Consider the following 25,172-nt stretch of genomic DNA (forward strand, 5'->3'; position numbering starts at 1 on the left):
CCGCCGGTCGTCGGCGGGGACGGGCAGCCCGGCGTCGGGTCCGCTCCCGCCGCGTCACGTGCGCTCCCTCGGTGCTGTGACGAGTCACGGCACCGAGGGAGCGGGCCGGACTCCGATACTTACCGACATCAGCTGCAGCGCAAGTGCCGAACCGCCAGACGTCTGGTGGGATCGTCGTAGCGACCCCACCAGGCGCGGCCGTTGCGGTCAGGGCTACCGGCCGCGGGTTCTTATGAGCGTTTCCACTGCTGGTTCGCGCCGCCGTTGCAGTACCACACGATGACATTCGTGCCGTTGGCCGTACCGCCGCCGTTCACATCGAGGCAGTAGCCGGTCTGCACGCTGGTGATCGTGCCGTTGCTGTTGATGTTCCACTGCTGGTTCGGCATTCCATTGCAGTCCCAGACCTGGACCTGCGCGCCAGCGGTGGTACTGGCACCAGTGACGTCCAGGCACAGCTTCCCGTACACCACCAGGGTCTTCGACGGAGTCTGCAGCCACAACTGGTTGGCGCTGCTCTTGCAGTCGTAGATGAACAGCTTCGTGCCCCAGGTGGTCGAGGAGTTGGGCACGTCGAGGCAGCGGTTGGAGGCAACGCCGCGGATCGGGGCGTTGAAGGTTCCGCCGCCGCCCCACGACCACTGCAGCCGGTTGACCCCGGAGGCGTTGTTGTTGATGAGGGTGTAATTGGGGCCGAGCCTGGTCATGCTGTAGCCGTCGTTGGCGCGCAAACCCGGCCAGTAGACCGAGCCCATGCCCAGCAAGCGAAGGTTGTCGCTGACGGCCTGGATGTAGGCGATGTAGCCGTTGCCGTTGTCCGGGCCGTTGTAGTTCAGCCCGCTCGTCATGGGCGCACCCCACTCGTCCAGTACGGTGCGGGAGGCGCACGAACCGATCCGGTTCCGGAAGTCGGTGGCCCAGGCCGCGTAGCTGGCCTCGGTCGGGTTCCAGAACCCGTAGAAGTGCAGCGAAAGGAAGGTTCCGGACAGCCGGCTGTCGGCGCACACGCTGGTGACGTTGTCGTTGTACCCGGTGCCGCTGATGAAGATCCGGTTCTTCGGGACCGACGGGTAGCTGCTGATCCACGAGGCGGCGACGTTCGCCCAGGCGCTCTGCGTGTACCCGTGGGGCTCGTTCATCGGCTCGAAGTAGACCAGGCCGTTGCCGGCGTACTTGTTGACGACCGTGGTCCACATGTTCCAGAAGGCGGTGGTGTTGTCGATCAGCCCGTCCTTGTGGGCGGAACCCTCCCAGTAGCTGAGGATGACCTTGAAGCCCTTGGCGACGGCGGCATCGATGGCACCTGTGTACGGAGCCCAGCGAGGCCCGTTGACGGTGTACGGGTTGATCGGCAGTCGCACGGTGTTCGCGCCGAGGTTGGTCTCGAACGCTCCGATGATCGAGGTGGCCTTGGTGTACGTGGTGGCATAGTCGTCGGTTGCCGACACGCCCGAGAGGACGATCGGGTCCTCGGCGTAGTTGTCCCTGGGGTCGGCCCAGTTGACCCCCTTGAACTGACTCGTGTTCGCGAGCGCAGGGGCGCTCGTGCCCACCTCGACGACGACCATCGCGGCGAGCAGGGCGACGAGGGAAGCCACCGCGACCCCCTGTCGCGGAAAGCGGCGCAAGCCTCGCCAGAAAGCACGCATGCGCAACATAGACAGCCCCTTCCAGGCACATGGGTGGCTGCGCGATGGGGCCGCAGGCGACGAGCAGCGCCGCCCGCGCAGAAACCCGGACAATGTTGCAGGCAACAAATCGACGGAAGTCTAAGTGTCCGCTAATTCCTCCGTCAACGCGGGCGGAAGCGGCTCCGGCACGATCCCGGCGATCGCTGCCGGTCGATGGCAGGGCACGACCCGGACAGAGCCCTCGCCTGGCCCTTGCCGATCTGGAACAACTCCTCGATGCTAGTTCGGCCATACTGGTCCGCCATGGACCTGGATGAGTATCAGCGCGGCGCCCTCCGTACTGCCGCTCCACGTGACAAGAGGAACGAACTGCTCCATCTGGTGCTCGGGCTGGTCGGCGAATCGGGTGAGATCGCCGAGAAGTTCAAGAAGTGGGTCCGAGACCTCGACAGCGACGAGTCGCGGATCGACCGGGCCGACATCGCCAGGGAACTCGGTGACGTGCTCTGGTACGTGGCGGTGCTCGCCGACTACCTCGATCTGTCGCTGGACGACATCGCGGCGGCCAACCTGGCCAAGCTGGCCAGCCGCCAGGGCCGTGGCGTGCTGGGTGGCAGCGGCGACAACCGCTGAGCCAGGGGTTTGCCTATTTGGTTGTCAAGTTTGGTTGTCAAGCCGCTGACGGCGAGCGCCGCGGCGTCGCCGAGCGCGCACGCCACCGGAATCCACAACGGCAGCATCAGCCGGTCGTACTCGGTCGCCACAGGATGGGCTACCAGCATCACCACGCCGGTCAGCCCGGTGAAGATCCACAATGCGGCGACCGAGCGCATCCGGCGTACGAGAACCACCACGGCGAACACCAGAGCGACGACTGCCTCCGGGTGGGGGACCTGATCGGCTCCCTGCTCCGGCCAGAAGGCGATGTTCCGGTCGATCAGCCAGCTCACCGGGTGGGCCATGTCGGGACGCGCGAAATGAGTGGTGGCTAAGTCCTGGATCGTCTCGTTGAGCCCCGGCAGGCTCAGGAGCACGCTGAGGACCTGCCAGCCGACAACGGCGAGCAGGCCCACGCCGCCGGTCGCCAGCGCGGGCCGACGCTGCGGCGTCCGCACGAGGAGCGCCACCGTGCTCGCTCCGACCAGCGTCAGCGCCATCGCCATGCCACTGGCCGATCTGACCGCGAACAGCCACACCAGCGCGACCGCCACGGTCGACAGGCCGAACTTCGTACGACCGCGCCACGCCACCATGACACCGGTGATCACGGCCAGGTAGCCGGCCACCATCCCGCTCTCGGTGAGCAGGCGGGTCATCCAGAATCCGGACGGCAGTACGAACAACAGGCCCCCCGCGAGTACGCCCGCCAGCCGTCGCCCGGTCGCCATCCAGACCGCCAGGTGGGCCAGCACCGCGCCGGCGATGGCCAGCATCATCGTGGCGGCCACCATGCCGGTCCAGGCGCCGAGCACCGCTACGAACGGCGTGGCGAACAGGGGATATCCCGGCCGGCTGTCGAAGATCCCAACGTAGCGCGGCGAGATCTCGTCGCTTTGATACTCCTTTGCAGGAGGGCCGCATGCCGAGCTCCCGCTGAGAGCGGTTGATGTCACGGCACACCTGGCGGGCCGCCTCGATCCGGGCCTCGTCCGGGCTCTTCCCGGTGAAGATGAGCGCCTGACGCATGTACCACATGCTGTCGCCGGAGCTGGAGATCCGCCTCGGGTCCTCGTACCGGGCCAGGAACAGCAGCGACGCGATCACCACCACGAGCAGGAGCCACGCGGTCTCCACGACACCGCGCCGCCGGCGCCCACTCTTCTCAACCCGGTTCACCACGCGGGACCTCTCGCTCGTGCCACGCACAGGAGACGGAGTAACGCCGCAGCGAGGTTGCTCGTCCGGTTCGAGAGGCCGATGAGCGTCGTGGACTCGACGCGCCCGTGGCGGGGTGCTGTCGTTCGGTCCGTTCGTTCGACGACCGGGCGTCGCTGGTGTGGCTGATCGCCGGCGAGGCGACCCGGCGTGCCGGCCGTCATTCAGACTCGTCTGTGGGGCGCTCCACCTTGTCCCCGCCCGGGGAGGCCGGACGGTCGGAGACTGCCCGACGAGGAGATCCGCTACCTAGCCTTGGAGCCGCTGCGCCCAGTACACCTGCCCATCGGACCCCATGTAGACCAAGGCCAGCAGCAGGTCCGACATCGCAACCGGTGCAGTGGCCGCCCTAGCCGCCGCCCGTTGCGGCCCCTCCAGATACCGGAAGGGCGCGACGAACGTGAGCGGCGAAGCGTCCCCGCCGTACACGGCCAGTCTGGAGCCGTAGCTCCACCAGGTGTTTCCCTCTCTGACGTCGCCTGCGCCCTGTAGCCAGGGATAGCGCTCCGGGATCTTATTTTCCACTCCGGCGTTCCCGGCGCTGATGGCTTCCTGCCGTGGCGACGACGCGCTGAAGCTTCCCACCTTGCGGTTGATGCGCTTGTCAATGAGGAAGATCGCGAAGTATCCGCCATCGAGTGGCTGGGGCGGGGTCTGCCAGGAAACCCGCCCGAGCACCAACTGGTCGCGTCCGTTGGACAACGGGGCGTATACCTTCTCGCCGAGCGCGGCCTGAGCCTCCTCGTGGCTGACGAACTGAAGTGAGGACTTGATGGCCAGCGCTTCCGGGCCGTACGGCGGGTGGTTGTGCCACCAGCGCCAGCCAACGAAGGCCACCACCGCCAGAATGACCGCCAACACCAGCCCGGTCCTTCGCCACGTCATGCGTGATAGTGAAGCATGCGATCACCAGACGACCAGCCATCCGTGATCTTCTGCTGATCCGAAACGCCGACATGAGCCATCCGTGGGCCAGTAACCGTGGCGCGCAGCGGGCACGAGCGGGCACGAGACGCGACCGGGCCGACCGCCGCCCACCGGCGTTTCGGACATCACGACCCGGCGGCGGAGCCCGTTCCTAATCGCGGCCGTTCTCGTCGCGGTCCTCATAATGCCGCGTCAGGCAACGTTCGCCTCTGTTCGCACCCTCAAGCAATCAGAGCTGTCAGGATTGGCCGTATGTCTGCTGACCTTGAGCACTCCTCCGGGCCTGTCGGCCATGCTGTGGCCAACGACTACGACAGCTTCGCCGAGGCGTACGCGGCCGAGACCGAGTCCAACCTCATCAACGGCTACTACACCAGGCCCGCGATCCTGGACCTGGCCGGAGACGTGGCCGGGCGGCGGATCCTTGACGTCGGCTGCGGAGCCGGCCCCCTGCTCGCGGCACTGCGCGATCGCGGCGCCATCGTGACCGGCATCGAGCCCAGCGCCAAGATGCTGGACTTGGCCCGGCAGCGGCTCGGCGATGGCACGGCCCTGCGTCAGGGCGGCCTGGGCGACAATCCTCTGCCGTTCCCCGACGCCGCGTTCGATGATGCCATCGCATGCCTGGTCCTTCACTACCTCGAGGACTGGAAGGCACCGCTCGCCGAGTTGCGGCGCGTGCTTGTACCCGGCGGCCGACTCATCGTGGCCGTCAACCATCCCTTCGTCTACCATCTGATCAGGCCCGAAGGCGACTACTTCGCGACCGAACAGTGGTCCGACGAGTACATCTTCAGCGGCCAGCCCGCCGTGCTGACGTACTGGCACCGACCACTGCACGCAATAACCAGCGAGTTCACCGCAGCCGGCTTCCGGATCGCCGTCGTGAGCGAACCGCCTCCCGCACCCGGTGCCCGCGAGGCGTTCCCCGACCTCGTGACCTCCCCCTCGGGGTACATCCTGTGCTTCCTGTTCTTCGTCCTCGAGGCTGCGTAGTGCGACAGCGCGCAACGACCGGATAGAGGCCTTCGCCGCCGACCTGGCTAACCGCTGGCGGCTGCGGGGTGGTGTGGCCGGGCTGCCGGCGCACACCACCCCGCCTCGGGCTCGAAGGAAGGTGTGGTCAGGTCACCTGGTGTCGGTCGCGGTGAGGGTGAACGGGACCGCGGCGCCCAGCCACAGCTGGGTGAGGATGTAGCGGGTTCCGCTGGGGATCGTGCCGGACTCGTCCGCGGCCGAGGAGGCCGCCGCGCCGAGCAGGGTGCATGACTCGTCGTAGAAGTACAGGTCGAAGTCGTACGGGGCAATGCTGTCGCTTTGCACGTGTGCCTCGTGGGCGCCGTCGCCGAAGCTGTCCGGCAGCTTGGTGACCCAGCCGTCCGCGCCCTGCGCCGGTGCCGCCGGCACGGCACAGGTCGTCTTGAACGCCGTGGCGGTGATGCCGGTGGCGTCGTCGGCCGTCCCGGTGGACGGGTTTCCGGTGGCGATGACGCCGGTGTCGGTCACCGGCGGGTCCGGCGGTGATGGGGGCAGCGGCTCGACTCCGGTGGCGGTGGGGGAGAAGACCTGCAGCTCGGCGGTCTGCACGTCCGTCTTGGTCTCGCCGAGCGCGGTGTCGGCCCAGAATCGTACGTACTGCGCCTGTACCGGCTTCGGCAGGGTGAACTGCTTGTAGTGCAGGTCGGGCGCGGTCGGCCGAGGCGCCTGGTAGGTGAAGGCGTCCGCCTTGGTCAGGGCGGTCTGCCAGTTCGTCCCGTCGGTGGAGGTCTGCAGGGTGAACCCGCGCAGCCCCTCGAATCGGGCGGTGGTAAAGGCGCTGACCTGGATCGACGAGATCTGGGCCGGGGCGGCCAGTTTGATCACGGCGTTCCCGGTTCCCGGGGTGGTCTTCCAGGTGCTGGCCTCGGTGTCGTCGATCAGGCGGGCGGCGCCGGTCGTGGTGGTGGACACGATGGTGGCGCCGTTGGCGGCGGAGGCCAGGTTGGGTGCCAGGGCGAACCGCAACGCGGAGGTCTTGCCGGCGGTGACCTTGATGTTCGGGAAGGTCCGGGCGCCGAAGCCCTCGGCCGCGATCGTCACCGGGTAGGTGCCGGCGGCCACCGGCGCGGAGAACCCGCCGTCCGTTGACGACGTCCGCAGCGGCGTGACCCTGGCTTCGAACACGCCGAGCATGATGCGGGCGCCGGGGATGGGTTTGCCGGTGGCCGCGTTGACGACGGTGCCGGTCAGGGTGCCGTTGCGGGCCGGGTTCGGGTGCTCGTAGGAGGGGGTGGGGTCGGTGTCGTCGCCGCCGTCGCTGACGGCATGCAGGCCCAGGCCGCGCTTGGCGAAGGCGCCGTAGACGACGTCCACGAGGGCGGCGTAGTCGGAGCGGCTGTGGTAGCGGTTGTCCAAGGCGGTGCGGATGGCGTCGCGCATGTCGATGAACGACGGGTCGGCCGGGGACAGCGGCATCGCGTCGGTGATCAGCCGCGCAGCGATCTCACCACCGGTGGCCTCTCCGTACCGGGCGACGAGTGCCTTGCGCATGTCCCACAGGATGGTGGTCCAGATCTCCCCGTCCGAGTGGACCTCGGGGCCGCCGAGGTCGTATCCGACGTCGCCGTAGCCGGTGGCGTTCTGGTCGTAGCTCCAGTTGCGGATGCCGCGTTCGGTGTTGCCGGTGGCGTGCTGGCCGACCACGGCGGTGGTGGCGAGCTGGTTGCCGTAGAGGTAGTTCAGGGCGTACCAGTCGCCCCAGCCCTCGCCCATCGAGCCGGACTGGTGGGTGTTGAGGGCGTTGTCCTCGCCGCTGACGTACCGGTTGGACAGCCCGTGCGCGTACTCGTGCTCGATGACGGAGGCGTCGAAGTTGCCGTCCGAGTACGGCCCTTCGAAGGTGTCGTTGACGGGCTCCCACAGGAACATGCCGCTCCACGCGGGGATGCCGTCGGGGAGGGTGAGCATGTAGGCGTTGTCCCGGCCGGTGTAGGTGGGTGCGCCGCCGGTGGCCGCCCCGGCGTGGACCAGACCCAGCACGGGGTCGCCACCCTGCCCGCCGTTGCCGCCGTTGTTGACCTGGAAATTGCCTGCGGACTCGGTGAAGCCCAGCGCCCGAAGCTCGTCGTGGATGCGGTTGTGGTGCCAGAACAGGTTGGTCGCCGCCGGATCGAGATCCTGGACGTAGGCCGGCGGCACGGACTGGCCCTTGCTGCGGGCCCAGTTCGCGGTGTACGCGTAGTTGAACTGCCCGGTGAGGCTCACCGGCCGCGGCCCCTGGTCGGCGGGGACCAGGAAGTTCGAGTAGTTGGCGTAGGTGTTGGCGTTGTTGCCGAGCGTCGTCGGGCCCGCCAGGCCCGCCAGCCCAGTCGGGTCGACGTAACCCGAGGGAGACTGGGCGGTCGGCCCGAACGATTTGACCACCGGGGCGCCGCCGGCCGGGGCTCCCGGGTAGTTCTCGTATACGGTGCCTTCGGCGTCGTGCGCCACCAGGGACGCCTGGTACAGCGTTTCCCCGGTCGCCGCGTCGACGACGGTGTCCCACGCCTGGTCGAGGGCCTTGATGAACAGCACCCGGTAGGCGGGCCGGGCGCCGTCCCGGGTCGGGAACGCCGCCTTCTGCACGTAGGACTCTCCAGCGAACGGTCCCTTGGCGAACATCTGGAAGCCGGCGCGGTCGCCGGCCGGCACAGCCGTGAAGGACACCCCGGGGGCGAGCTTGCCGGCCACGCCCTCCAGCACTCTTGCCGCGGAGAGCTTGTGCGTGGCCAGCAGAGCGCCGCCACGGGCGGAATTGCCGGCGTAGGAGAGAACCTTGCCGTCGCTGGTCACCGCCACGCCGAGGCGGCCACCGCGCACCGCCGGCAGGCCCGCGTACGTCTGTGCGAAGTTCACCACGTGCGTGCCGGTACCGACGAGTTCGTGGTCGCGTACGACAGCGAGCGAAGCGACGTCCGCCGCCGTGAGGCCGAACGCGTCACGGTTGGCGTCGATGAACGACCGGGCCACCGAGGCGGGATCACCCGACCTGGGCCCGGTGAGCCAGCCGCCATCCTTGCGGATCGTCCGAGGCGTGCCGAACCGCCCGTCCCAGCTGACCCGCGTACCGGCGCCCGCGGCGGCGACCAACTCGCGCGCCGCACTGACCTGCCCGTCCGTGGGCCGCACGGACTGGCCCGCACGCCGGACATCAAGCCTGCCGACGCCCGGCGAGCCGACGTCAACGACGGCCGAGGCGACAGCAGGACTGAGTGTGAGAACCAGGGCGAATGCCGCCCCGACCGCGAACGGTCGACGAATACCCATCGAGACTCCTCTGCGGGTCGGTACCTGCCTGCGCCCGTGCCGGTGCCGGCGGTCTGTCGTACAAGACATCGACGGGGACACCTGCGCCGCAACAGAGGGGTGCGGAGGGGACGTTCGCGCGACGGGTGTGGTGCTCGGCGCCCGCCAACCAGCAAGAGCATGACTCGATCAAGAGGGGCCTTGGGTCGTCATGCCACTTCCCGGCTCTGGGGCCTGGTCGGGGTGGTGGTTGGCAGGTCAGATGGTGATGACGACTTTCGCCTGGGCGTGTTCGTCTTCGAGGTATCGGATGGCTTGGGGCACCTGGTGGAGTGGATAGGTCCGGTCGATGATCGGGGTGAGGCGGCCGGTCTCGGCGTGGGCGCGGAGTGTGTCGAGGTGTTGCCGGCTGGGTGCCGTGGTGAGTGTGACGATGCGGTGTCGAACGAAGGGTGCCAGCAGTCGCCCGCGCGTGATGAGCCAGACCGGTCCGATGAGGCTGCCGCCGCGGTACACGCCGCCGCCGGAGAGCACCAGCGTCCCGGTTGGGGTCAGCGCCCGCCGAAGCGCGGTGAGTGAGCGGTTGCCGACGAGGTCGAACACGACGTCGTGGCGGCGCGTGTCGTGGGTGAAGTCGTCGCGGGTGTAGTCGACGATGTGGTCGGCGCCGAGGGAGCGGACCAGGTTGACGTTGCGGGTGCTGCACACCGCGGTGACGGTCGCGCCGAGCGCCTTGGCCAGTTGGACGGCCAGGGTGCCGACGCCGCCGGAGGCGCCGTTGATGAGGACGCGGTGGCCGGGCTCGACCTGCGCGACGTCGCGCAGTCCCATGAGTGCGGTGATGCCGGCCAGCGGCAGGGCGGCCGCCTGTTGCGGCGTCAGGTTCGCCGGCTTCGGCGCGACGAGGTTCTCGGGCACGCATACGTACTCGGCGAACGCGCCGTTGGCTTCGCCGAGGTCGCCGAAGACGGTGTCGCCGGGGCGTACTTGTCGAACGTGGGTGCCGACGGCCTCGACCCGGCCGGCGAAGTCGCGGCCACGGATGCGTGCTCGGGGCCTTGATCGGCCCATGGCCAACCGTGCCATCCGTGGATCGCCGCGCATGGCATGCCAGTCGTACGCGTTGAGCGCGGCGGCCTCGACCCGTACGAGCACCTCGTCGGCGGCGGGCGCCGGCGTGTCGACGTCCGCGAGCGTGAGGGTCTCCGGCGGGCCGTATCGGTCCTGGACGATCGCTTTCATTTCCCCTCCCTCAGGTGTACGGCGTACACCTCACAACAGCAGGCTAGGTGTACGCCGTACACCTGTCAAGGTGGTTATGGTTCAACCGTCGCCGGAAGACGAGGACCGAGATGGTTGAGCAGGCTGAAACGCTGCGCCGGACGCCGCTGAGCAGGGACCGGATCCTGCGCGCCGCCGTCGCGCTCGCCGACGAGGCCGGGATCGAGTCCCTCAGCATGCGCAACCTCGCCCAGGATCTGGGCGTCGTGCCGATGGCCCTCTACAAGCACGTGGCCAACAAAGACGAGCTGCTCGACGGCATGATCGACGTGGTCGTCGCCGAGATCGACCCGCTGATGCCCGGCACCGACTGGAAGCACATGGTCCGCCGGCGCATCCTCTCGGCGCGGCAGGTGCTGCAGCGCCACCCCTGGGCGCCGCTCGCGATCGAATCGCGGAACATGGCGACGCCGGCCATCCTCGCCTACCTCGACTCGATGGTCGGGACGTTCCGGGCCGGCGGGTTCTCCGCCGACCTCTCCCACCACGTGATGCACGCGATGGGCAGCCGGATTCTGGGCTTCAGCCAGGAGTTGTTCGACGCCTCCCGACGCGCCGGCCGGTCCGGCACGACCGTCCCGGACCCGCCGGCGGCGCTACCACCGGAGGCCGTGGCCCGGTTCCCGCACCTCGCGGAGATCGCCGCAGCGGCGTCCCACGACAACGCCTCGGTCGTGGGGCAGGGCTGCGACGACCAGTTCGAGTTCGAGTTCGCGCTGGACCTGCTGCTGGACGGCATCGAACGGCTGCACCAGCAAGGCTGGACGTCGTCGCGCCGACCCCGGTGAGATGGTCAGGCTGGGCGCGCGATCCGGCGAAAGTCTGTGAACCCATTCGCCGGCTTCGAAGAGTCCACAAAAGGGCCGCGTTCCCAGCCCTTGACGCGGTGCGACTCCGCAGGCGGCCCCGCGCGAGGCTGTCACGCGCAGTGAGCGCCTCTTGACACATCCTGGACCTTGTGTGAATGTGCGCAGATAGCCGGGGAGTCGCGCACTAACGGTCGTCAGCGCGGAGGCTGGCGTGCCGTCTTCGAGAGGAGACACATGCCTAGCAGACGAGCACTCCTATCGGGATGGCCCGCCGTCACAGTCCGGGCGGGCGCGCGACGGAGGGGAATGCCCGCACGGCTCGGCGCGCTCTTCGCCGCTGCGAGCGTTGCGGTTGCGACCACCTTGCCCATCTCTCTCGCAACTGCGGCTCCGGCAACCGCAGCGGCGGTCCCACTGCCGGCGATCTGGCCGCCGCCCCAGTCCGTCGAGGACAAGAAGAACCTGGTTCCGGTCACGCCCAACGCTGCGCTCGTGACGGGTGCGAAGACCGATCCGTCGGCGGTCGCTGTGGTCAACCGAGTGCTGGCCGAGGCGGGTGTCACGAAGGTGAGGACCGTGTCCGACAAGGATCCGGCACCGGACGCCGGGATCACCCTCTACATCGGCGGGCCGAGCGAGAACTCCGCCTCCGACGCGGCCCTCCAGGAGATCGGCATCGCCGACGACGCCACCGGCCTGCCCCGCGACGGCTATGTCCTGGGCATCGGCAAGGGTAGCGACGGTAACGCGAGGGTGGTCCTGGACGGAGTCGACCCGACCGGTACATTCTACGCCGCGCAGACCCTGCGCCAGCTCCTCGTGCCGCACTCCGGCCGGGACGTGTTTCCTGCCGTTGCCATCCGAGACTGGCCGGCCATGCCGCTGCGCGGGGTGATCGAGGGTTTCTACGGGCAGCCGTGGTCGCAGCAGGACCGGCTGAGCCAGCTGGAGTTCTACGGCCGTACCAAGCAGAACATCTACGTCTACTCCCCGAAGGACGACCCCTACCTGCGGGAACAGTGGCGCCAGGCGTACCCGCCGGACAAGCTGGGCCCGATTCAGGAACTCGTGGCGACGGCGACGAGCACCCACGTCGAGTTCACCTATGCGCTCTCGCCGGGTCTGTCCGTTTGTTACAGCTCTGACAGCGACAAGCGAGCACTGGTGGACAAGTTCCAGTCGCTGTGGAACATCGGAGTGCGTTCGTTCGCGATTCCGTTGGACGACATCAGCTACACGACATGGAACTGCGCCGAGGATGCGGCCAAGTTCGGCACGGGCGGCGGCGCGGCGGGCGCGGCACAGGCGTTCCTTCTCAACCGGGTGCAGCACGAGTTCATCGCCACCCACCCCGGCGCCGAGAGGCTGCAGATGGTGCCGACGGAGTACTACGACGTCAGCGACTCGCCCTACAAGACCGCCCTCCGTACCAAGCTCGACCCGGCGGTGATCGTCGAGTGGACCGGTGTGGGGGTGGTGGCTCCGGTCATCACCACCGCCCAGGCCAAGAGCGCGCGCGAGGTCTTCGACCACGACATCCTGGTGTGGGACAACTACCCGGTCAACGACTACGTGACCAACCGGCTGCTGCTCGGCCCGTACGTTGGGCGCGAGCCCGGCATCGGGCAGCATCTCGTCGGTGTGACGGCCAACCCGATGGTTCAGGCCGAGGCGTCGAAGATCGCGGAGTTCACTTCCGGTGCCTTCCTCTGGAACCCGGAGGCGTACGACGCGGCGCGGGCGTGGGAGGCGGCGCTGCAGGACATTGGTGGTCCGGCATGGCCGGCGCTGAAGGTCTTCGCCGAGAACAACTACTCCTCCAACATCGATCCGGTCGAGTCGCCGACCCTCAAACCGATGATCGATGCGTTCTGGTCGGCCTATGAGCGCGGCGAAGGATTCAAGAGCGCGGCAGCCGGGCTCGAGGACTACTTCGGCCAGATGGCGGGCAGCCCGGCCGCGCTCCGTTCCGGGCTGCGAAACCGGGCGTTCCTGGACGAGGTCAAGCCGTGGCTGGACAAGCTCGGCCGCTACGGTCAGGCGGGCCAGCACGCCGTCCGGATGCTGCTGGCACAGCGGGCAGGCGACGGCAACACGGCCTGGGCCGAGCGCCAGGCGTTCAACACGGCGCGGGCCCAGGCCGACGCGATCAGCCAGAGCGTCGCGCCGGGAGTGATGCCTTCGTTCCTCGAACGGGCCACGTCAGCAAGCGACCGCTGGCTCGGGACGACCGGCGGAAGGGCGAGGGGCACGACCTCGATGGGGCAGTGGCAGGCCAACTCGCCGGCCAACATGGTCGACGGGGACCTCACCACGTTCTACTGGAGCGACCGGGCCGCGGACTCCGGCGCCTACGTGGGAGTCGACCTCGGGTCGGTTCAGCAGATCAGCACGATCGACCTCTACATGAGCAAGCCCACCAGCCCGACGGACTACCTCCGCCAGGGCACGCTGGAGTTCTCCACCGACGGATCCACCTGGACCGCCATCGGCACCTACCGAGACCAGCCGGAGATTCACGCCAGCGTCCCCCCAGGGACCAAGGCGAGGTTCGTCCGGATGCGCGCGACGGCGGCCCAGAGCACGTGGGTGGTGGTCCGGGAGTTCCAGGTCGCCGTGGTTGGCGGCACCAAGCTGACGGCGACCGGCACTCCGCCGCCAGCCACCGGATCCAGCCTGGCGAAGGCCGTCGATGGTGACGTCGGTACCCCGTACGTCGCGGACCGGGCACCGCAGCCCGGCGAGTTCCTCCAGGTCAGCATCTCGCCGGCCCGTCCCGTCGACCAGGTGGTGGTCCTCCAGTCCGGCACCCCGGCGACAGCTGCGGTCCAGGTGCGCTCCGCCGATGGCAGCTGGACCACCATCGGCGTCCTGTCCGGTGGCTACACGCAGCTCGACGCGGCAGGCGTGAAGACCGACACGATCCGGCTCGCCTGGCAGGACGCCTCCGCCGCACCGCGGATCAACGAGCTGATTCCATGGTTTGCCGACACTCCGGTCGCTGACCTCTCCCTCGACCCGGCGATGGTTGACGTCGAGGCGGGCGAGCAGCCCGCGAGGACGACGGCACACCTTGTGCCGGCCCGCGTAGCGGATCTCACCGGCACCCTGACCGTCACCACACCGGGCGGAATCTCCGCACAACCGGCCAGCCAGCCGACCACGATCTTCCGTGGCCAGGACACGGCCGTCCCCGTGGCCGTCACCGTCTCGGCTGGCACGCCGACTGGGACGTACGACGTTCGGGTGACCTTCAGCCCAGCGAGCGGTGATCCGGTCAGCACGGTGCTGACGGTCCACGTCTATCCGAAGACCAGTGACACCAACGCCGCGCTGGTCACGAACGGTGGCACCGCCTCGGCGTCAACCACCGAACAGAACCTCCCACAGTTCACCCCCGATCATGGGATCGACGGTGATCTCACGACCCGCTGGTCGTCCAACCACGTGGACAACGAGTGGCTGCAGGTGGAACTCGCGCAGCCGCAGCGGATCGGCAAGGTCGTGCTGCGCTGGGAGACGGCCTACGGCCGGGCGTACCGGATCGAGACCTCTGCCGACGGCACGACCTGGACGACCGCGGCGGCCGTGACCGCGGGCGACGGCGGGACAGATACCCTGCGCTTCGATGCGCCGGCGGCAAAGTTCGTCCGGATGCAGGGCGTGCAGCGTGGCACGGGATACGGCTATTCGCTCTATGAGATGGAGGTCTACCCGGTCGCGCCGTAGGGAGGTTGCCCCGAGACGCAGCGGTGGTGGGCCGGCGGCAAGCCTGCCTTCCTCGGCCCCACTATCCTGAGCGGGTGATCAGCAAGGTGCGGGTGGCGGTGGCGGCCGTCGCGGTCGGGGCAGCATTGGCCGGGTGCGCCACCGAAGGCCGCCCGGCCGAGTGGAAGCCCCCAGCCACGACGTCGAACGCCACGGCATCGCCGAGTGGCACCGAGCCGGGCGTGGCCCCGCCGGTCGAGCTGCGGCTGGCTTTCGCGGGCGACGTGCACTTCACGGGCCGTACGCTGCGTCTGCTCGACGACCCGCAGACGGCATTCGGTCGCATCGCCGCGGTGCTACGCGACGCCGACCTCACCTTGGTCAACCTCGAGACGGCGGTGACGAACCGCGGCACGCCGCAGCCCAAACGCTATCAATTCCGCTCGCCGGAGACCGCGTACTCGGCGCTTCGCGCGGCGGGGATCGACGCGGTGTCGATCGCCAACAACCACACCCTCGACTACGGCCAGGTGGGGCTGCTCGACACCCTCGACGCGGCGGCGGACGCAGACTTCCCGGTGTTCGGCGCGGGACGCGACATCGACGCGGCGTACGCACCATGGCTGAGCACCGTGAAGGGCGTGCGGATCGCGGTGCTGGGGATGTCGCAGGTGCACGAGCTTGCCGCGCAGTGGAAGGCGACGGAAACCCGGCCGGGAATCGCGATGGCGTTCGACGAGGCCCGCGCCACCGCCGCGCTGCAGGCAGCCCGCCAGCAGGCCGACCTGGTGATCGTCTTCATGCACTGGGGCGCCGAGGGCAACTCCTGCCCAACCGGGGAGATGAAGACCTTCGCCCGCCAGATGGCCGCCGCCGGAGCGGACGTCGTGGTCGGAACCCACGCCCACACCCTGCTCGCCGACGGTTGGCTCGGTAAGACCTACGTGCACTACGGGCTCGGCAACTTCCTCTGGTACAGCGAGTCGCACAGCACCGACTCCGGGGTCCTGCGGCTGACCGTGCGTGGGCGGACGGTGACACGCACCGAGTTCCTGCCAGCGACGGTGTCGGGCACCGGGCAGCCCGTGCTCGTGTCCGGCGCGGCCCGCGAGCGGATCGAGGACAAGATCGCCACGGCGAAGAGGTGCACCGGCCTCACGACGAAACGGCCTTGACACCGTCACCGCGGCTGCTCCATCGACTGCCCTGTGGGGACAACGCCGGGCCGGCCGTTGGCAGCTGCCCGGCTCGGGCGCTCAGAAGGCCGAGCGCCGCCCGCGTGGTGGTCGACAGCAAATCTGCGAACGCGCGCAAGGGTGGGGTGACGGCCGAGGCGCGCGGATATTGTGGTCCGCGGCGACGACGGTCGCCGCCGCTTGCTCGCCGAGTAGTGCGTGGCCGCCCCTGGGACTTGCGCGGAGTCGGCTGACCCAGGGGCCGTCGCTGGTCCGGCAAGCTGCCGGCGGCCTGCTACCGGGGCGTACTCCCAGCGTCGTATCCGTCTGGGGTGACCAGGCCGGTCTGGTAGGCGAAGACCACCAGTTGGGCCCGGTCCCGCGCGCCGACCTTGACCATCGCCCGCGAGACGTGGGTCTTGGCAGTGAGCGTGCTGACCACCAGGCGGGTAGCGATGTCGTCGTTGCTCAGGCCAGCCGCGACGAGTTGCACCACCTCCCGTTCCCGGGCGGTGAGCAGGGCCAACTCCGGTGGCGCGGGCCTCGGCCGGGCGGCCGGCTGATCCGCCCCGACCGAGCGTCTGATCACCGCTCGGGTGACGCTGGGCGACAGCAACGCGTCGCCGCGGGCAACCACGCGTACCGCCTGCACCAGATCGTCCGGGTCGGTGTCCTTGACCAGGAAGCCGCTGGCCCCGGAGCGGAGGGCGGCGAACACGTCGTCCTCTTCGGCGAACGTGGTCAGGACCAGCACCCGTACGCCGGACAGCTGGGCGTCGCCGGTGATCCGCCGGGTCGCGGTGACCCCGTCCACATCGGGCATCCGGATGTCCATGAGCACCACGTCCGGGCGGAGCTCCCGGGTCAGCGCCACCGCCGTACCGCCGTTGCCGGCCTCGCCCACCACGTCGATATCGGGTACGCCTTCCAGCAGCGCCCGGAACCCCGCCCGCACCAGGACCTGGTCGTCGACGAGCAGCACCCGGATCACCGCGCCCCACCTTCCAGCGTCTCCCGGGCCGTTGGCATCCGCTCCGGCGCAATCCGGGGCAGTATCGCCCGGACCTGGAAACCCCCACTTGGCCGCGGTCCGGCCTCGAACCGGCCGCTCAGTGCCTCGGCGCGCTCCCGCATCCCGGTCAACCCCCGCCCGCCGGACGGCGTCCCGCCGGCACCGGCGCCCACCCCGTCGTCGCGTACCTCTACCCACAGCGAGTCCGGCACCGCCCGCAGCAGCACCTCGGCACGAGCGGCCGCCCCGGCGTGCCGCAGGACGTTGGTCAGCGACTCCTGCACGATCCGGTACGCCACCTCGTCCAGCGGTGCGGGCAGCCGCTCGCCGGACAGCTCGCTGTTCAGCTCGACCGGCAAACCCGCCGCCTGCACCGCGGCCAGCAACTCGGGCAGCCGGTGCAGTCCTGCGTCCCGCTCCGCTTGCCCGCGCCCGCGCAGGTCCGGCCCCGCCGAGCCCGGCCTGCCGTCGGAGCGCAGCTGACCGAGGGTGGCCCGCATCTCGGCCAGCGCTGCCTTGCCGGTGCCCCGAATGCTCACCAACGCCTCTCGAGCCCGCTCCGGTTCTGCGTCCAGCAGCCGCAGCGCGGCGGCGGACTGGACGGTAATGGTGGCGATCGCGTGCCCCACCGTGTCATGCAGGTCACGGGCGATCCGCAGCCGTTCCTCGGTGACCAGGCGCCGCGCCTCCAACTCGCGCTCCCGTTCTGCCTGGTCCAGCCGGTACCGCACCGCCGCGGTGTACGCGGCCCGGCTGCGCATCAACGCGGCGAGCAGCACCGCCACCGCCAGCGTCGCGGCCTGCGGCAGGAACGCGGCGAGCAGTTCCAGCGGCGGCATCTCCCGGTGCACGATCAACACGACGGCACCGACCGCCAGGAAGAACACCGGCACCGGCACCGCCCACCACAGGCGCCCGGCGCGGGCCGCGTCGTACAGCGGTACCGCGAGCACCAGAGCCGGCGGGAAGCCCGGATAGTTGAGGGCGTAGAACAGCAACAGCACCGCTGAGACTGCGTACAGCACGACGGTCGGGTACCGCCGGCGCAGCAGCAGCGGTACCGCCATCGCCACTCCGAGCAGGTACGCGAACCAGTCCCGGTCGACCGAGCCGTCCTCGTTGCCGGTCGCTATCGCGATCTCGGCGGCAACCAACACCGCGAGCGCGATTCCGGCGTCCACCATCCACCGCCGCAGCACTGGCCCGCCCCTCAACACGCGCTCACCGTATGCGCCCGCACGCTCGATCCGCCATGGGCCATCCCGCCGACGAGGATCGCAAAACCCTGTTCACCCTGCGGTGACGTCCGCCCACCCCGGACGGGCGTCATCGCAGCGTCGCCCTGAAGAAATCGACCACCATGTCGGTCGCCTCCTGCGTCGACGGTCGCTGTCCGGGGGTGGCCAGGGTGTGCCCGGTGCCGGCGACCTCGACGAACTCTGCCGACACACCGGCGGTGCGCAGCCGCTCGGCGAACCGGAGGGACTGGCGCGGCGCGATGTCCTCGTCCTGCTTGCCATGCAGGATCAAAAACGGGGGCGCATTGCCAGTGACGTAGTTGATCGGGCTGGCCGAGTGGCGGGTAGCCGTGGATGTACCGATACCGGCCCAGAGCAGGAACCGGATGAACGGCGGCGCGTCGGCGAAGTCGTTGAGGTCGGTGGGGCCGAACATGTCCACCACGGCCTGAACCGCGCTGGACTGCTCGGCGTACGGGCCGATCCCGTCCTGCCGGCCGGTCAGACCCAGCATCGACGAGAGCCAACCACCGCCACTGGCACCCCACGCACCGATGCGGGATGGGTCGATACCGAGGTCGGCGGCGTGGGCCCGGAGGAACCGGACCGCACATTTGGCATCATCGAGCGGGGCGGGCCACGGGGCGGCGGGGGTCAGCCGGTAGTCGATCGAGGCGACGAGGTAACCGTTGGCGTTCAGCCGCTCCCGCAGCGGCGTGAACAGCGCCGCCTGATGGTCGGACAGTGACGCGCCCAGCCCGGAGAGTTTCCGGTCGCCGAGTACCAGGCCACCGCCGTGGATGTACATCGCCACCGGGGCGCCCCGGCCGGGCGGCGCCGCACCGGCCGGTGGGGTGTAGATATCCATGGCCAGCGGGACCCCGTCGATCCGGCAGTACTCCACTGTGCTGCGCTTCCCGGCGGGCAAATGGCGTGGAGGCACGGTGTCGCCGGGGAACCCCGCTCCCGCTAACCCGTCGCTGGCCCCGCTGAACCCCACGAACGTGGCCAGGAGCACGACCAGCGTCACCGGCGTGACAGCGACCGCCCCCGCCACCCGGCGCAGCCGCGGCCGGCGCCGAGCCTGCGTATCGGCGCCGCCGGAGAGGGCCACCGCGCGCAGAACCCACACGATGCCGAATCCCGCAACGCCGATGACCTGCAGCCCCGCGCAGAGGTAGTCGACGAACCCGATCACCGAGTCCGCCGGTATCCACGGCGAGGGACCAGGCAGGACCGGCGTGCGGCGGGTCAGGAACCACACGACGAGTACGGCCAGCGCGGCGCCGGCAGCCAACACCACCCGACGCGACGCCGGGCGGGCCAGCACGCGGGCAACCGTACCCAACTGTGCTGTGCCCAGCGCGGCGAACAGCAGCGCGTACGGCCACGCGGTGCGCCACACTGCGGCCAGCGGAGCGAGGTAGATCAGAGCACTGGCCGTCACGGCCAGCAGCGACGTGACCAGCAGGGGGCCCCGGCGCAACGGCAGGTGCTCCGCCGCGGGGGCCAGGACCGCGTCTGCGGCGGGTGGGGACAGCGACGTTTCTGGCATGCCACCGATCGTCGCGACCCGGACGCACGCCATCGTCCGCCCCCGGTAGGCAACCACCGCTCGCCGGTACTACTGCCGCCTACGCCGCCCGCAGTAGAGAGCGTCGGATGGTGTCTCGTCCGTGCCGCCGTCGTGGTGGCGTCCTTTGCCCACCACCCTGTGCTCCGGAACCATGCCTGCCTGCATCATCGCGCGGCACCCCGCCGCACTACGAGACCGGCCTGGTCACCGTGGGTGGATACGCCCAGCGGAGTACGCCGCCGCAGTAGCCGCGCGAGCGACTGTCTCCCGCCAACGGACGATCCCGGCCGCCCGATTGCGACAGCATCGCAGGCATGTCCATCGCTTTCACTTCCTCGTCCGGCATGACGATCGGTGTCACCGGCACTCGCGCGCTGCGGACGGCAGCCCTCGGGGCGCTCGGCTTCGACGTGTTCTACGTGATCCATCGGCTGCTGCAAGGGCTCGGCCCCGACGGGGACACTCCCGCCGTCGTCGCCGCGTTCACCGTGGCGCACCGGTCGGCACTGGTGGCCAGCGAGGCCGCTGTCGGCGCGGCGTTGCTGGGGGCGATCGCGTTCGTCGCGGCCTTGGCCCCGGTCGTACGGAGGGCTGGTCAGGACACGCTTGCCACCGCGATCGCGATCAGCGGCACGGTGCTCGTCACGCTCGGGTTCGTGTCCCAGGCCGCCGAGACCGCCCTCGTCGGCGCGGCCGACGCGGGCGACCTGTCAGCAGTGCTGGCACTCAACCAGCTACAAGGGCGCACCCCGATCGTGTGGAGCATCACCGCGCTCACCGCCGCGGTTTCCCTCAGCGCACTTCGCACCGGGCTGCTGCCGAAGTGGCTCGGCGTCGGCGGGCTCGTCGCGGCTGGCGTGTTCGCCCTGGGCTCGATCTTCAGCGTCCTCGGCCGGACCGTCGAAGGCAACTCTTCCCTTTTCGGTGTCGGCCTGTTCATCGTGTGGCTGCTGTTGCTGGCCGTGTTCCTGTGGCGGGTCGCCGACCGAGTAGCCCGGTCGGAATCCGAGCAGGAACAGTAGGTCGGAGATCTGCTGCTTGGCTGGAATCCACGGCGGACACGCGGCCACCCACGCCGTGGCAACATCGCCGACGGGCACCGCGACCATGGGTAGCCGATGCAGCGCGCCGGCAGCGAGCGTTGCGACCGTGCCCCTCAGGTTTGCTGCCAGCGGATCTCGCCGCCGACCACGGTCGTCATGACCTTGGTGCGGAGCACCGCGTCCGGCGACTCCTGGTAGGGGTCGGTGTCCACCGCGATGAAGTCGGCGAGCTTGCCGGGCGCCAGGACGCCCTTGCGGTCCTCCTCGCCGGCGGCGTAGGCCGCGCCCAGGGTATGGGCGGTAACTGCCTCGGCCATGCTCAGCCGCTGCTCAGGCTGCCAGCCACCGGCCGGAGTTCCGTCGGGGCGGGCACGGGTCACCGCGGAGTACAGCGCGGCGAACGGGTTGGGGTGCTCGACCGGGGCGTCGGAACCGAAGGCCAGCGCGACGCCGGCGTCCAGCATCCCGCGCCACGCGTAGGAGGCCAGCTCGTGGCCAGCCAGCAGGGAGTCGACCAGATCGATGTCGCTGGTGCAGTGCACCGGCTGCATTGACGCGACGATGCCCAGCCTGGCCATCCTGGCCAGGTCGGCGGGCCGCAGGTGCTGCGCGTGCTCGATGCGGTGCCGCAACTCCGGCGTACCGCCGACCGCCTCGTAGGCGTCGATGACCAGGCGGTTGGCCTGGTCGCCGATGGCGTGCGTGGCCACCGCGATGCCAGCTCCCGCGGCCCTGCCGAACAGCCTGACCAGGTCCTCGTACGGGGTGACGGCGATGCCCACGTTGCCCTGCTCGCCAGCGAAGGACCTGCTCATGTGGCAGGTGTGCGAGCCGAGCGCGCCATCGCTGAAGATCTTCACGGGCCCGGTGCGGAACCAGTCGTCGCCCTGCCCGGTGCGGCGGCCCTCGGTAATGGCCGCCTCCAGGTGGACCATCGGGATCGCCTTGTGGACGCGTAGCTTCAGCTTGCCGGCGTCGCGCAGCGCCAGGTAGGCGGCCCGGCAGTCCTCGCCGTCGATGTCGTGCACGCTGGTCAGGCCGAGCGCGAGCAGCTCGTCCTGCGCGGCGTGCAGCAGGTCGCGCAGGTCGGGGGAGACCATCAGGTCGCGTAGCGGGTACGAGGCCGCCTCGCGCAGGATGCCGGTCGGCTCTCCGCTCGCGTCCCTGACGATCTCGCCGCCCACCGGGTCGGGCGTGCTCGCGTCGATGCCGGCGAGCCGCAGGGCCGCAGAGTTGGCCCACACCGTGTGGCCGTCCGCGTTGGGCAACGCGACCGGCAGTTCGGGACAGACCGAGTCCAGCGCGTACCGGTCCGGCTGCGCCGGCGGATCCCAGGTGTTGCTGTTCCAGCGTCCGCCGAACAGCCAGGCGCCCGGCCGCAGCCGCGCCGCGTGCGCGGCCACCATGGCGAGGGCGTCGTCCAGGGAGCGCACCTCGCGCAGGTCCACGGCGCCCAGGCTCTGCGCGTACTGCGCGGTATGGATGTGGGCGTCGTAGAGCCCGGGCAGCACCGCGGCGCCCTCCAGATCGATCAGCTCCACCCCGGGGCCCGCGGCCGCCCGCACCTCCGCCTCCCGGCCGACGGCCAGCAGGCGACCGCGGTCCACGGCCATGGCCTCGGCCAAGGGGTTGGCGCTGTCTCCCGTGTGGATGGCGGCGTTGCGATACACGCGGATGCTCATGTGACTCTCACGGTCTCGAGGGGCGGTGATCCACCACTGTAGGAACGGAGGAGAGAAGATGGAAGCGCTATGTGTCGAGTCGGTCACCGGTGACGAGAGTGACCTGCTTGGCGGGCGCTGCCGACGCCGGTACGCCGGTGACCCCGGCAACGGGTGCCGGCGGCTGGCCGTACGCGCTGGTGCCGGCAGCCACGACGAGCGTGGCGGCGAGCGCGGCGCCGACCAACGTCGGTCTCTTTATTGGCATTGATCTGGCCTCCTTCTGCCGGTACCAGGGGCCTGTACCGGTGGAGCAAAGCTTCGTGAAGACCAGGGGCTGCGCGCTATGGCTGCATCTGGCGAGCACCTGACATGTCGGGTCGTCGCCAGTGCGGATCGCCGAAAGATGACGAGCATGCCGGACGTGCCCGTATCACCAATCGGACCTGCTGCAGCCCGAAAAGGCTGAACAGCCCGGCCCAAGATCCGTGATAGACAGCGGTGGTGGGTGCACTGCGTGATCTCGGATTGTCTGAAGTGGCCGAACGCGCCTACCTCGCCCTGGTGCAGGGCGGTCCTCGACACCGCGAGGAGCTCGCTGCACGGCTCGAGACCGATGTGGTTGCTGTCGATGCCGCGCTCGACGAGCTGGTCGGCCTCGGCCTCGTGGAGCTCAGCGGGGAGAGGTGTGTCCCGCTGCCGCCACGATTCACCCTCGAGGTCCTCGCCGAACAGCATCTGCGTACCGCCGCAGCGGCCCGAGAGAGCTCCGAAGTGCTGGGGCGGCTGTGGGCGGAGCAGTCACCCCTGCCCGTCTACCTGGAGGTGCTCACCACCACGGACAGCACGTACGCGGCGCAGGAGAAGTTGCACCGTGAGGTGCGCGGCGAGGTCATGGCACTCTCGGTCGGACCCGTCGGCATTGACCCACCCCAGTTGGCGCAGGCACCGGGGTCCTTCGAGGCGATGAGTCGGGGTGTCACGTACCGCGTGGTCTACAGCGCGGACATCCTTCGGCAGCCCACGGCCATGGCGCTCGTTCAGCAGGCGATCCTGGTGGGAGAATCCGCCCGAGTCTTCCCGAACGTCCCCTGCAATCTCACCATTGCCGACAGCCGAAGGGCGGTCCTCACCGCACCCATGCCCGGTGCCGAGCGTCTACACGGGCTGGTGATACTCGGCGGCGGTTTCCTCGACGCCCTGATCGGCGTCTTCGAGTCGTTCTGGGCACTTGGCGTGCCGATCTCGGCCATTCCCGCGGACGGCGCGCTCGATGCTGGCCCCAGCGAGTCGAACCGGCATCTCCTCACCTTGCTCGGTGCGGGCCTCACCGACGAGTCGATTGCACGGGAGCTGGGCGTGAGCGAGCGTACCGTCACCAGGAGGATCGCCGCCCTGCAGAAGTCACTCGGCGCCCGCAGCCGGTTTCAGCTGGGTGTGCAGGCAGCGCGACGCGGCTGGCTCTGAACGGGAGCCGCGATCGCAAGCCGGCGAAGCCGAACAGCATCGGCGGCGCAGGGCACGGCGGGCCGCCCGTAGCGGACGGCCCGCCTGCTCAGGAGCGCAGTCTCACTCGTTCGCGTCCGGCGCGACGAACACCGGCAACTGCTCCTCGAACTTCATATCGATGGTGAGCGTAGGCAGGATGTGACCCTGCTTCTGCGCGGCACTGGCGAGGTTCGCACCCCAGGTTGAGGCCCTGAGCCGCTGGTTCGGGGTGCCATGGTGGCCGCCCGAGGTGAACGAGCAGTCCCCGACCTCGTAGAAGGCCCGCTCCGCCTCCAGGACCCGGCGGGTGTTCAGGGCCAGACCGCGCGCGTGGGTGACGAAGTAGGTGCCGAAGGCGTCGGCCATCAGCTCGGTGCGACGCGTGGCCTCCGGACCGGTGAGCGGGCTGTCGAACAGGCCGGCTTCGTACTGGACGTGGTGGGCCATCTCGTGACCGAGCACCGCACGCGGGCCGGCGTCGCTGATGCCCAACACCTCAAGCGCAGTGAACATGCCCTCGCCGAAGACCATCTTGTCGGGCAGGTTGGCGAAGGGCGGCTCGGTCTCGTCCACGGCGCTGAACGCGAAGGCGTTGAGGGTGAAGAGCGGGCTGTCTCCGCCGGCGAGGCCCGGAGCGGAGTCGATGATCCCGATGAGCTGCTCGGCGATGCCGAGCGCGTCCTCAGGGCTCAGACCCCAGAAGAGCGTGACCATTCGGGCGACCCGCTCAGGGTCCTGCAGCATGTCGTTCTGCATTGCGAGGAAGTCGACATCGTCGAGCGGCACGTCCCAGAACTTCTTCGCGGCGCGGAAGGCCACCGACATCGAGTTCTGGTACTGCGCGGGCAGGCCGTAGTCGGTCTGGTTCGCCGACGAGCCGTACAGCACCGCGTCGTAGGTCGGGTAGTCGAGGACCCCGAAGATGAGCAGGACGAACAGGGTGCCGAAATCGATGCCGCCGACGATTTCGTCCACCCAGGCGCTGAACGCGGTGTCGCTACACACGTAGTCGTCTGGGTCGATGGCTGCGGCGATGGCGTTCTGCAGGCCGGAGGGCTCGATGCCGGACTCGGCCCGCACGGCAGCGAGCCGGGCACGCCAGTCCGCAGGTAGTTGTGCGGCGATCTTGTCGATCTTCGCCTGGGCCACCGGGTCGCTTGTGGTGGCGGTGGCGAGGTCGTAGGTGTAGGTCTGCGACGCGGTCGTCGCGAGGGCTGGGTCCGCTGCGGCGGCCGGCAGTCCGGGCCCCACGATGAGGGCCATACTGGAGACTGCGGTGACCAGCCAAAGGGCGTTCTTCCTCATGTACGCTCCGTGGGTTGTCGTCCAACCACCGTCCGCATCGCGGACGGTTCCGGTCCAGCCAGCATCGGCTCCGGCTCGACGAAGCGACAGGGTTCGACGGTGGCGGGAAGTCGCCATGACCGAGATCAGACGGCACTGGCGGTCGAGCACGAAGTGTGGACGTACCCAGCCCATCTACAC

The 25,172-nt window shown here is 69.5% G+C and carries 18 protein-coding genes; 7 read left to right on the forward strand and 11 right to left on the reverse strand.

All coding sequences use genetic code 11. The features are described from left to right. Nucleotides 1–230: 230 nt before the first annotated feature. Complete coding sequence (locus ACFYM6_RS25600) at nt 231–1,598, reverse strand: ricin-type beta-trefoil lectin domain protein (RefSeq protein ID WP_387279414.1); 1,368 nt, start codon at nt 1,596–1,598, stop codon at nt 231–233. Nucleotides 1,599–1,934: 336 nt separating this feature from the next. Here ACFYM6_RS25600 and ACFYM6_RS25605 point away from each other — a divergent pair, with 336 nt between their 5' ends. Next, nucleotides 1,935–2,264 (forward strand): nucleoside triphosphate pyrophosphohydrolase family protein, encoded by a 330-nt coding sequence (locus tag ACFYM6_RS25605; protein WP_189198415.1) that lies wholly within the window; start codon nt 1,935–1,937, stop codon nt 2,262–2,264. On the opposite strand, the gene ACFYM6_RS25610 is transcribed toward ACFYM6_RS25605, so the two are convergent. Beyond that, entirely contained in the window at nt 2,162–3,103 is a 942-nt protein-coding gene (locus ACFYM6_RS25610; protein WP_387279416.1) for a hypothetical protein, read from the reverse strand. The genes ACFYM6_RS25605 and ACFYM6_RS25610 overlap by 103 nt on opposite strands. Before the next feature lie 652 nt (nt 3,104–3,755). After that, nucleotides 3,756–4,367: a hypothetical protein gene (locus tag ACFYM6_RS25615; protein ID WP_387279418.1), complete on the reverse strand. Its 612-nt coding sequence runs from the start codon at nt 4,365–4,367 to the stop codon at nt 3,756–3,758. Between the two features lie 318 nt (nt 4,368–4,685). Between ACFYM6_RS25615 and ACFYM6_RS25620 the strand changes: the two genes are divergently transcribed. Then, nucleotides 4,686–5,429: a class I SAM-dependent methyltransferase gene (locus tag ACFYM6_RS25620; RefSeq protein WP_387279420.1), complete on the forward strand. Its 744-nt coding sequence runs from the start codon at nt 4,686–4,688 to the stop codon at nt 5,427–5,429. Nucleotides 5,430–5,561: 132 nt separating this feature from the next. On the opposite strand, the gene ACFYM6_RS25625 is transcribed toward ACFYM6_RS25620, so the two are convergent. Together ACFYM6_RS25625 and ACFYM6_RS25630 are read right to left on the reverse strand one after the other, a co-directional pair. Further along, entirely contained in the window at nt 5,562–8,717 is a 3,156-nt protein-coding gene (locus ACFYM6_RS25625) for a M36 family metallopeptidase (RefSeq protein WP_387279422.1), read from the reverse strand. A gap of 237 nt (nt 8,718–8,954) precedes the next feature. After that, nucleotides 8,955–9,938: an NAD(P)-dependent alcohol dehydrogenase gene (locus ACFYM6_RS25630; protein ID WP_387279424.1), complete on the reverse strand. Its 984-nt coding sequence runs from the start codon at nt 9,936–9,938 to the stop codon at nt 8,955–8,957. 110 nt (nt 9,939–10,048) lie between these two features. On the opposite strand from ACFYM6_RS25630, the gene ACFYM6_RS25635 reads away from it, so the two are divergent. From ACFYM6_RS25635 to ACFYM6_RS25645, 3 genes are all read left to right on the forward strand, one after another. Further along, nucleotides 10,049–10,765, forward strand: coding sequence for a TetR/AcrR family transcriptional regulator (locus tag ACFYM6_RS25635; protein WP_387279426.1), 717 nt, complete (start codon nt 10,049–10,051; stop codon nt 10,763–10,765). 327 nt (nt 10,766–11,092) lie between these two features. Continuing rightward, the gene (locus ACFYM6_RS25640; protein WP_387279428.1) at nt 11,093–14,515 is read left to right on the forward strand and encodes a beta-N-acetylglucosaminidase domain-containing protein; all 3,423 of its coding nucleotides are present in this window, start codon (nt 11,093–11,095) and stop codon (nt 14,513–14,515) included. Between the two features lie 74 nt (nt 14,516–14,589). Continuing rightward, nucleotides 14,590–15,669, forward strand: coding sequence for a CapA family protein (locus ACFYM6_RS25645; RefSeq protein ID WP_387279430.1), 1,080 nt, complete (start codon nt 14,590–14,592; stop codon nt 15,667–15,669). Between the two features lie 295 nt (nt 15,670–15,964). Here ACFYM6_RS25645 and ACFYM6_RS25650 read toward each other — a convergent pair whose 3' ends face one another. From ACFYM6_RS25650 to ACFYM6_RS25660, 3 genes are all read right to left on the reverse strand, one after another. Further along, complete coding sequence (locus tag ACFYM6_RS25650; protein ID WP_387279432.1) at nt 15,965–16,660, reverse strand: response regulator; 696 nt, start codon at nt 16,658–16,660, stop codon at nt 15,965–15,967. After that, the gene (locus ACFYM6_RS25655) at nt 16,657–17,898 is read right to left on the reverse strand and encodes a sensor histidine kinase (RefSeq protein ID WP_387279434.1); all 1,242 of its coding nucleotides are present in this window, start codon (nt 17,896–17,898) and stop codon (nt 16,657–16,659) included. Before ACFYM6_RS25655 ends, ACFYM6_RS25650 begins: the two co-directional genes overlap by 4 nt. 109 nt (nt 17,899–18,007) lie before the next feature. Next, complete coding sequence (locus ACFYM6_RS25660) at nt 18,008–19,474, reverse strand: alpha/beta hydrolase fold domain-containing protein (RefSeq protein ID WP_387279436.1); 1,467 nt, start codon at nt 19,472–19,474, stop codon at nt 18,008–18,010. Between the two features lie 335 nt (nt 19,475–19,809). Between ACFYM6_RS25660 and ACFYM6_RS25665 the strand changes: the two genes are divergently transcribed. Next, nucleotides 19,810–20,517: a hypothetical protein gene (locus tag ACFYM6_RS25665; RefSeq protein WP_387279438.1), complete on the forward strand. Its 708-nt coding sequence runs from the start codon at nt 19,810–19,812 to the stop codon at nt 20,515–20,517. A gap of 134 nt (nt 20,518–20,651) precedes the next feature. Here ACFYM6_RS25665 and ACFYM6_RS25670 read toward each other — a convergent pair whose 3' ends face one another. Beyond that, the gene (locus ACFYM6_RS25670; protein ID WP_387279440.1) at nt 20,652–22,220 is read right to left on the reverse strand and encodes an amidohydrolase; all 1,569 of its coding nucleotides are present in this window, start codon (nt 22,218–22,220) and stop codon (nt 20,652–20,654) included. A gap of 67 nt (nt 22,221–22,287) precedes the next feature. Beyond that, entirely contained in the window at nt 22,288–22,467 is a 180-nt protein-coding gene (locus ACFYM6_RS25675) for a hypothetical protein (protein WP_387279442.1), read from the reverse strand. A 236-nt stretch (nt 22,468–22,703) separates the two neighbouring features. Between ACFYM6_RS25675 and ACFYM6_RS25680 the strand changes: the two genes are divergently transcribed. After that, on the forward strand, nt 22,704–23,666 hold the full coding sequence (locus tag ACFYM6_RS25680; RefSeq protein WP_387279444.1) for a helix-turn-helix domain-containing protein: 963 nt from the start codon (nt 22,704–22,706) through the stop codon (nt 23,664–23,666). A 102-nt stretch (nt 23,667–23,768) separates the two neighbouring features. On the opposite strand, the gene ACFYM6_RS25685 is transcribed toward ACFYM6_RS25680, so the two are convergent. Next, complete coding sequence (locus ACFYM6_RS25685) at nt 23,769–25,142, reverse strand: hypothetical protein (protein ID WP_387279445.1); 1,374 nt, start codon at nt 25,140–25,142, stop codon at nt 23,769–23,771. Between the last annotated feature and the right edge of the window lie 30 nt (nt 25,143–25,172).

It is taken from the genome of Micromonospora sp. NPDC006431 (assembly GCF_042870725.1).
In the GTDB taxonomy this organism is placed as follows: domain Bacteria; phylum Actinomycetota; class Actinomycetes; order Mycobacteriales; family Micromonosporaceae; genus Micromonospora.

What these genes read in the sequence shown, in the direction of transcription:
- ACFYM6_RS25605 (WP_189198415.1), top strand. Translation starts at nt 1,935, where the DNA reads ATGGACCTGGATGAGTATCAGCGCGGCGCCCTCCGTACTGCCGCTCCA.
- ACFYM6_RS25620 (WP_387279420.1), top strand. Translation starts at nt 4,686, where the DNA reads ATGTCTGCTGACCTTGAGCACTCCTCCGGGCCTGTCGGCCATGCTGTG.
- ACFYM6_RS25625 (WP_387279422.1), bottom strand. Translation starts at nt 8,717, where the DNA reads ATGGGTATTCGTCGACCGTTCGCGGTCGGGGCGGCATTCGCCCTGGTT.
- ACFYM6_RS25630 (WP_387279424.1), bottom strand. Translation starts at nt 9,938, where the DNA reads ATGAAAGCGATCGTCCAGGACCGATACGGCCCGCCGGAGACCCTCACG.
- ACFYM6_RS25635 (WP_387279426.1), top strand. Translation starts at nt 10,049, where the DNA reads ATGGTTGAGCAGGCTGAAACGCTGCGCCGGACGCCGCTGAGCAGGGAC.
- ACFYM6_RS25640 (WP_387279428.1), top strand. Translation starts at nt 11,093, where the DNA reads ATGCCCGCACGGCTCGGCGCGCTCTTCGCCGCTGCGAGCGTTGCGGTT.
- ACFYM6_RS25660 (WP_387279436.1), bottom strand. Translation starts at nt 19,474, where the DNA reads ATGCCAGAAACGTCGCTGTCCCCACCCGCCGCAGACGCGGTCCTGGCC.
- ACFYM6_RS25665 (WP_387279438.1), top strand. Translation starts at nt 19,810, where the DNA reads ATGTCCATCGCTTTCACTTCCTCGTCCGGCATGACGATCGGTGTCACC.
- ACFYM6_RS25670 (WP_387279440.1), bottom strand. Translation starts at nt 22,220, where the DNA reads ATGAGCATCCGCGTGTATCGCAACGCCGCCATCCACACGGGAGACAGC.
- ACFYM6_RS25675 (WP_387279442.1), bottom strand. Translation starts at nt 22,467, where the DNA reads ATGCCAATAAAGAGACCGACGTTGGTCGGCGCCGCGCTCGCCGCCACG.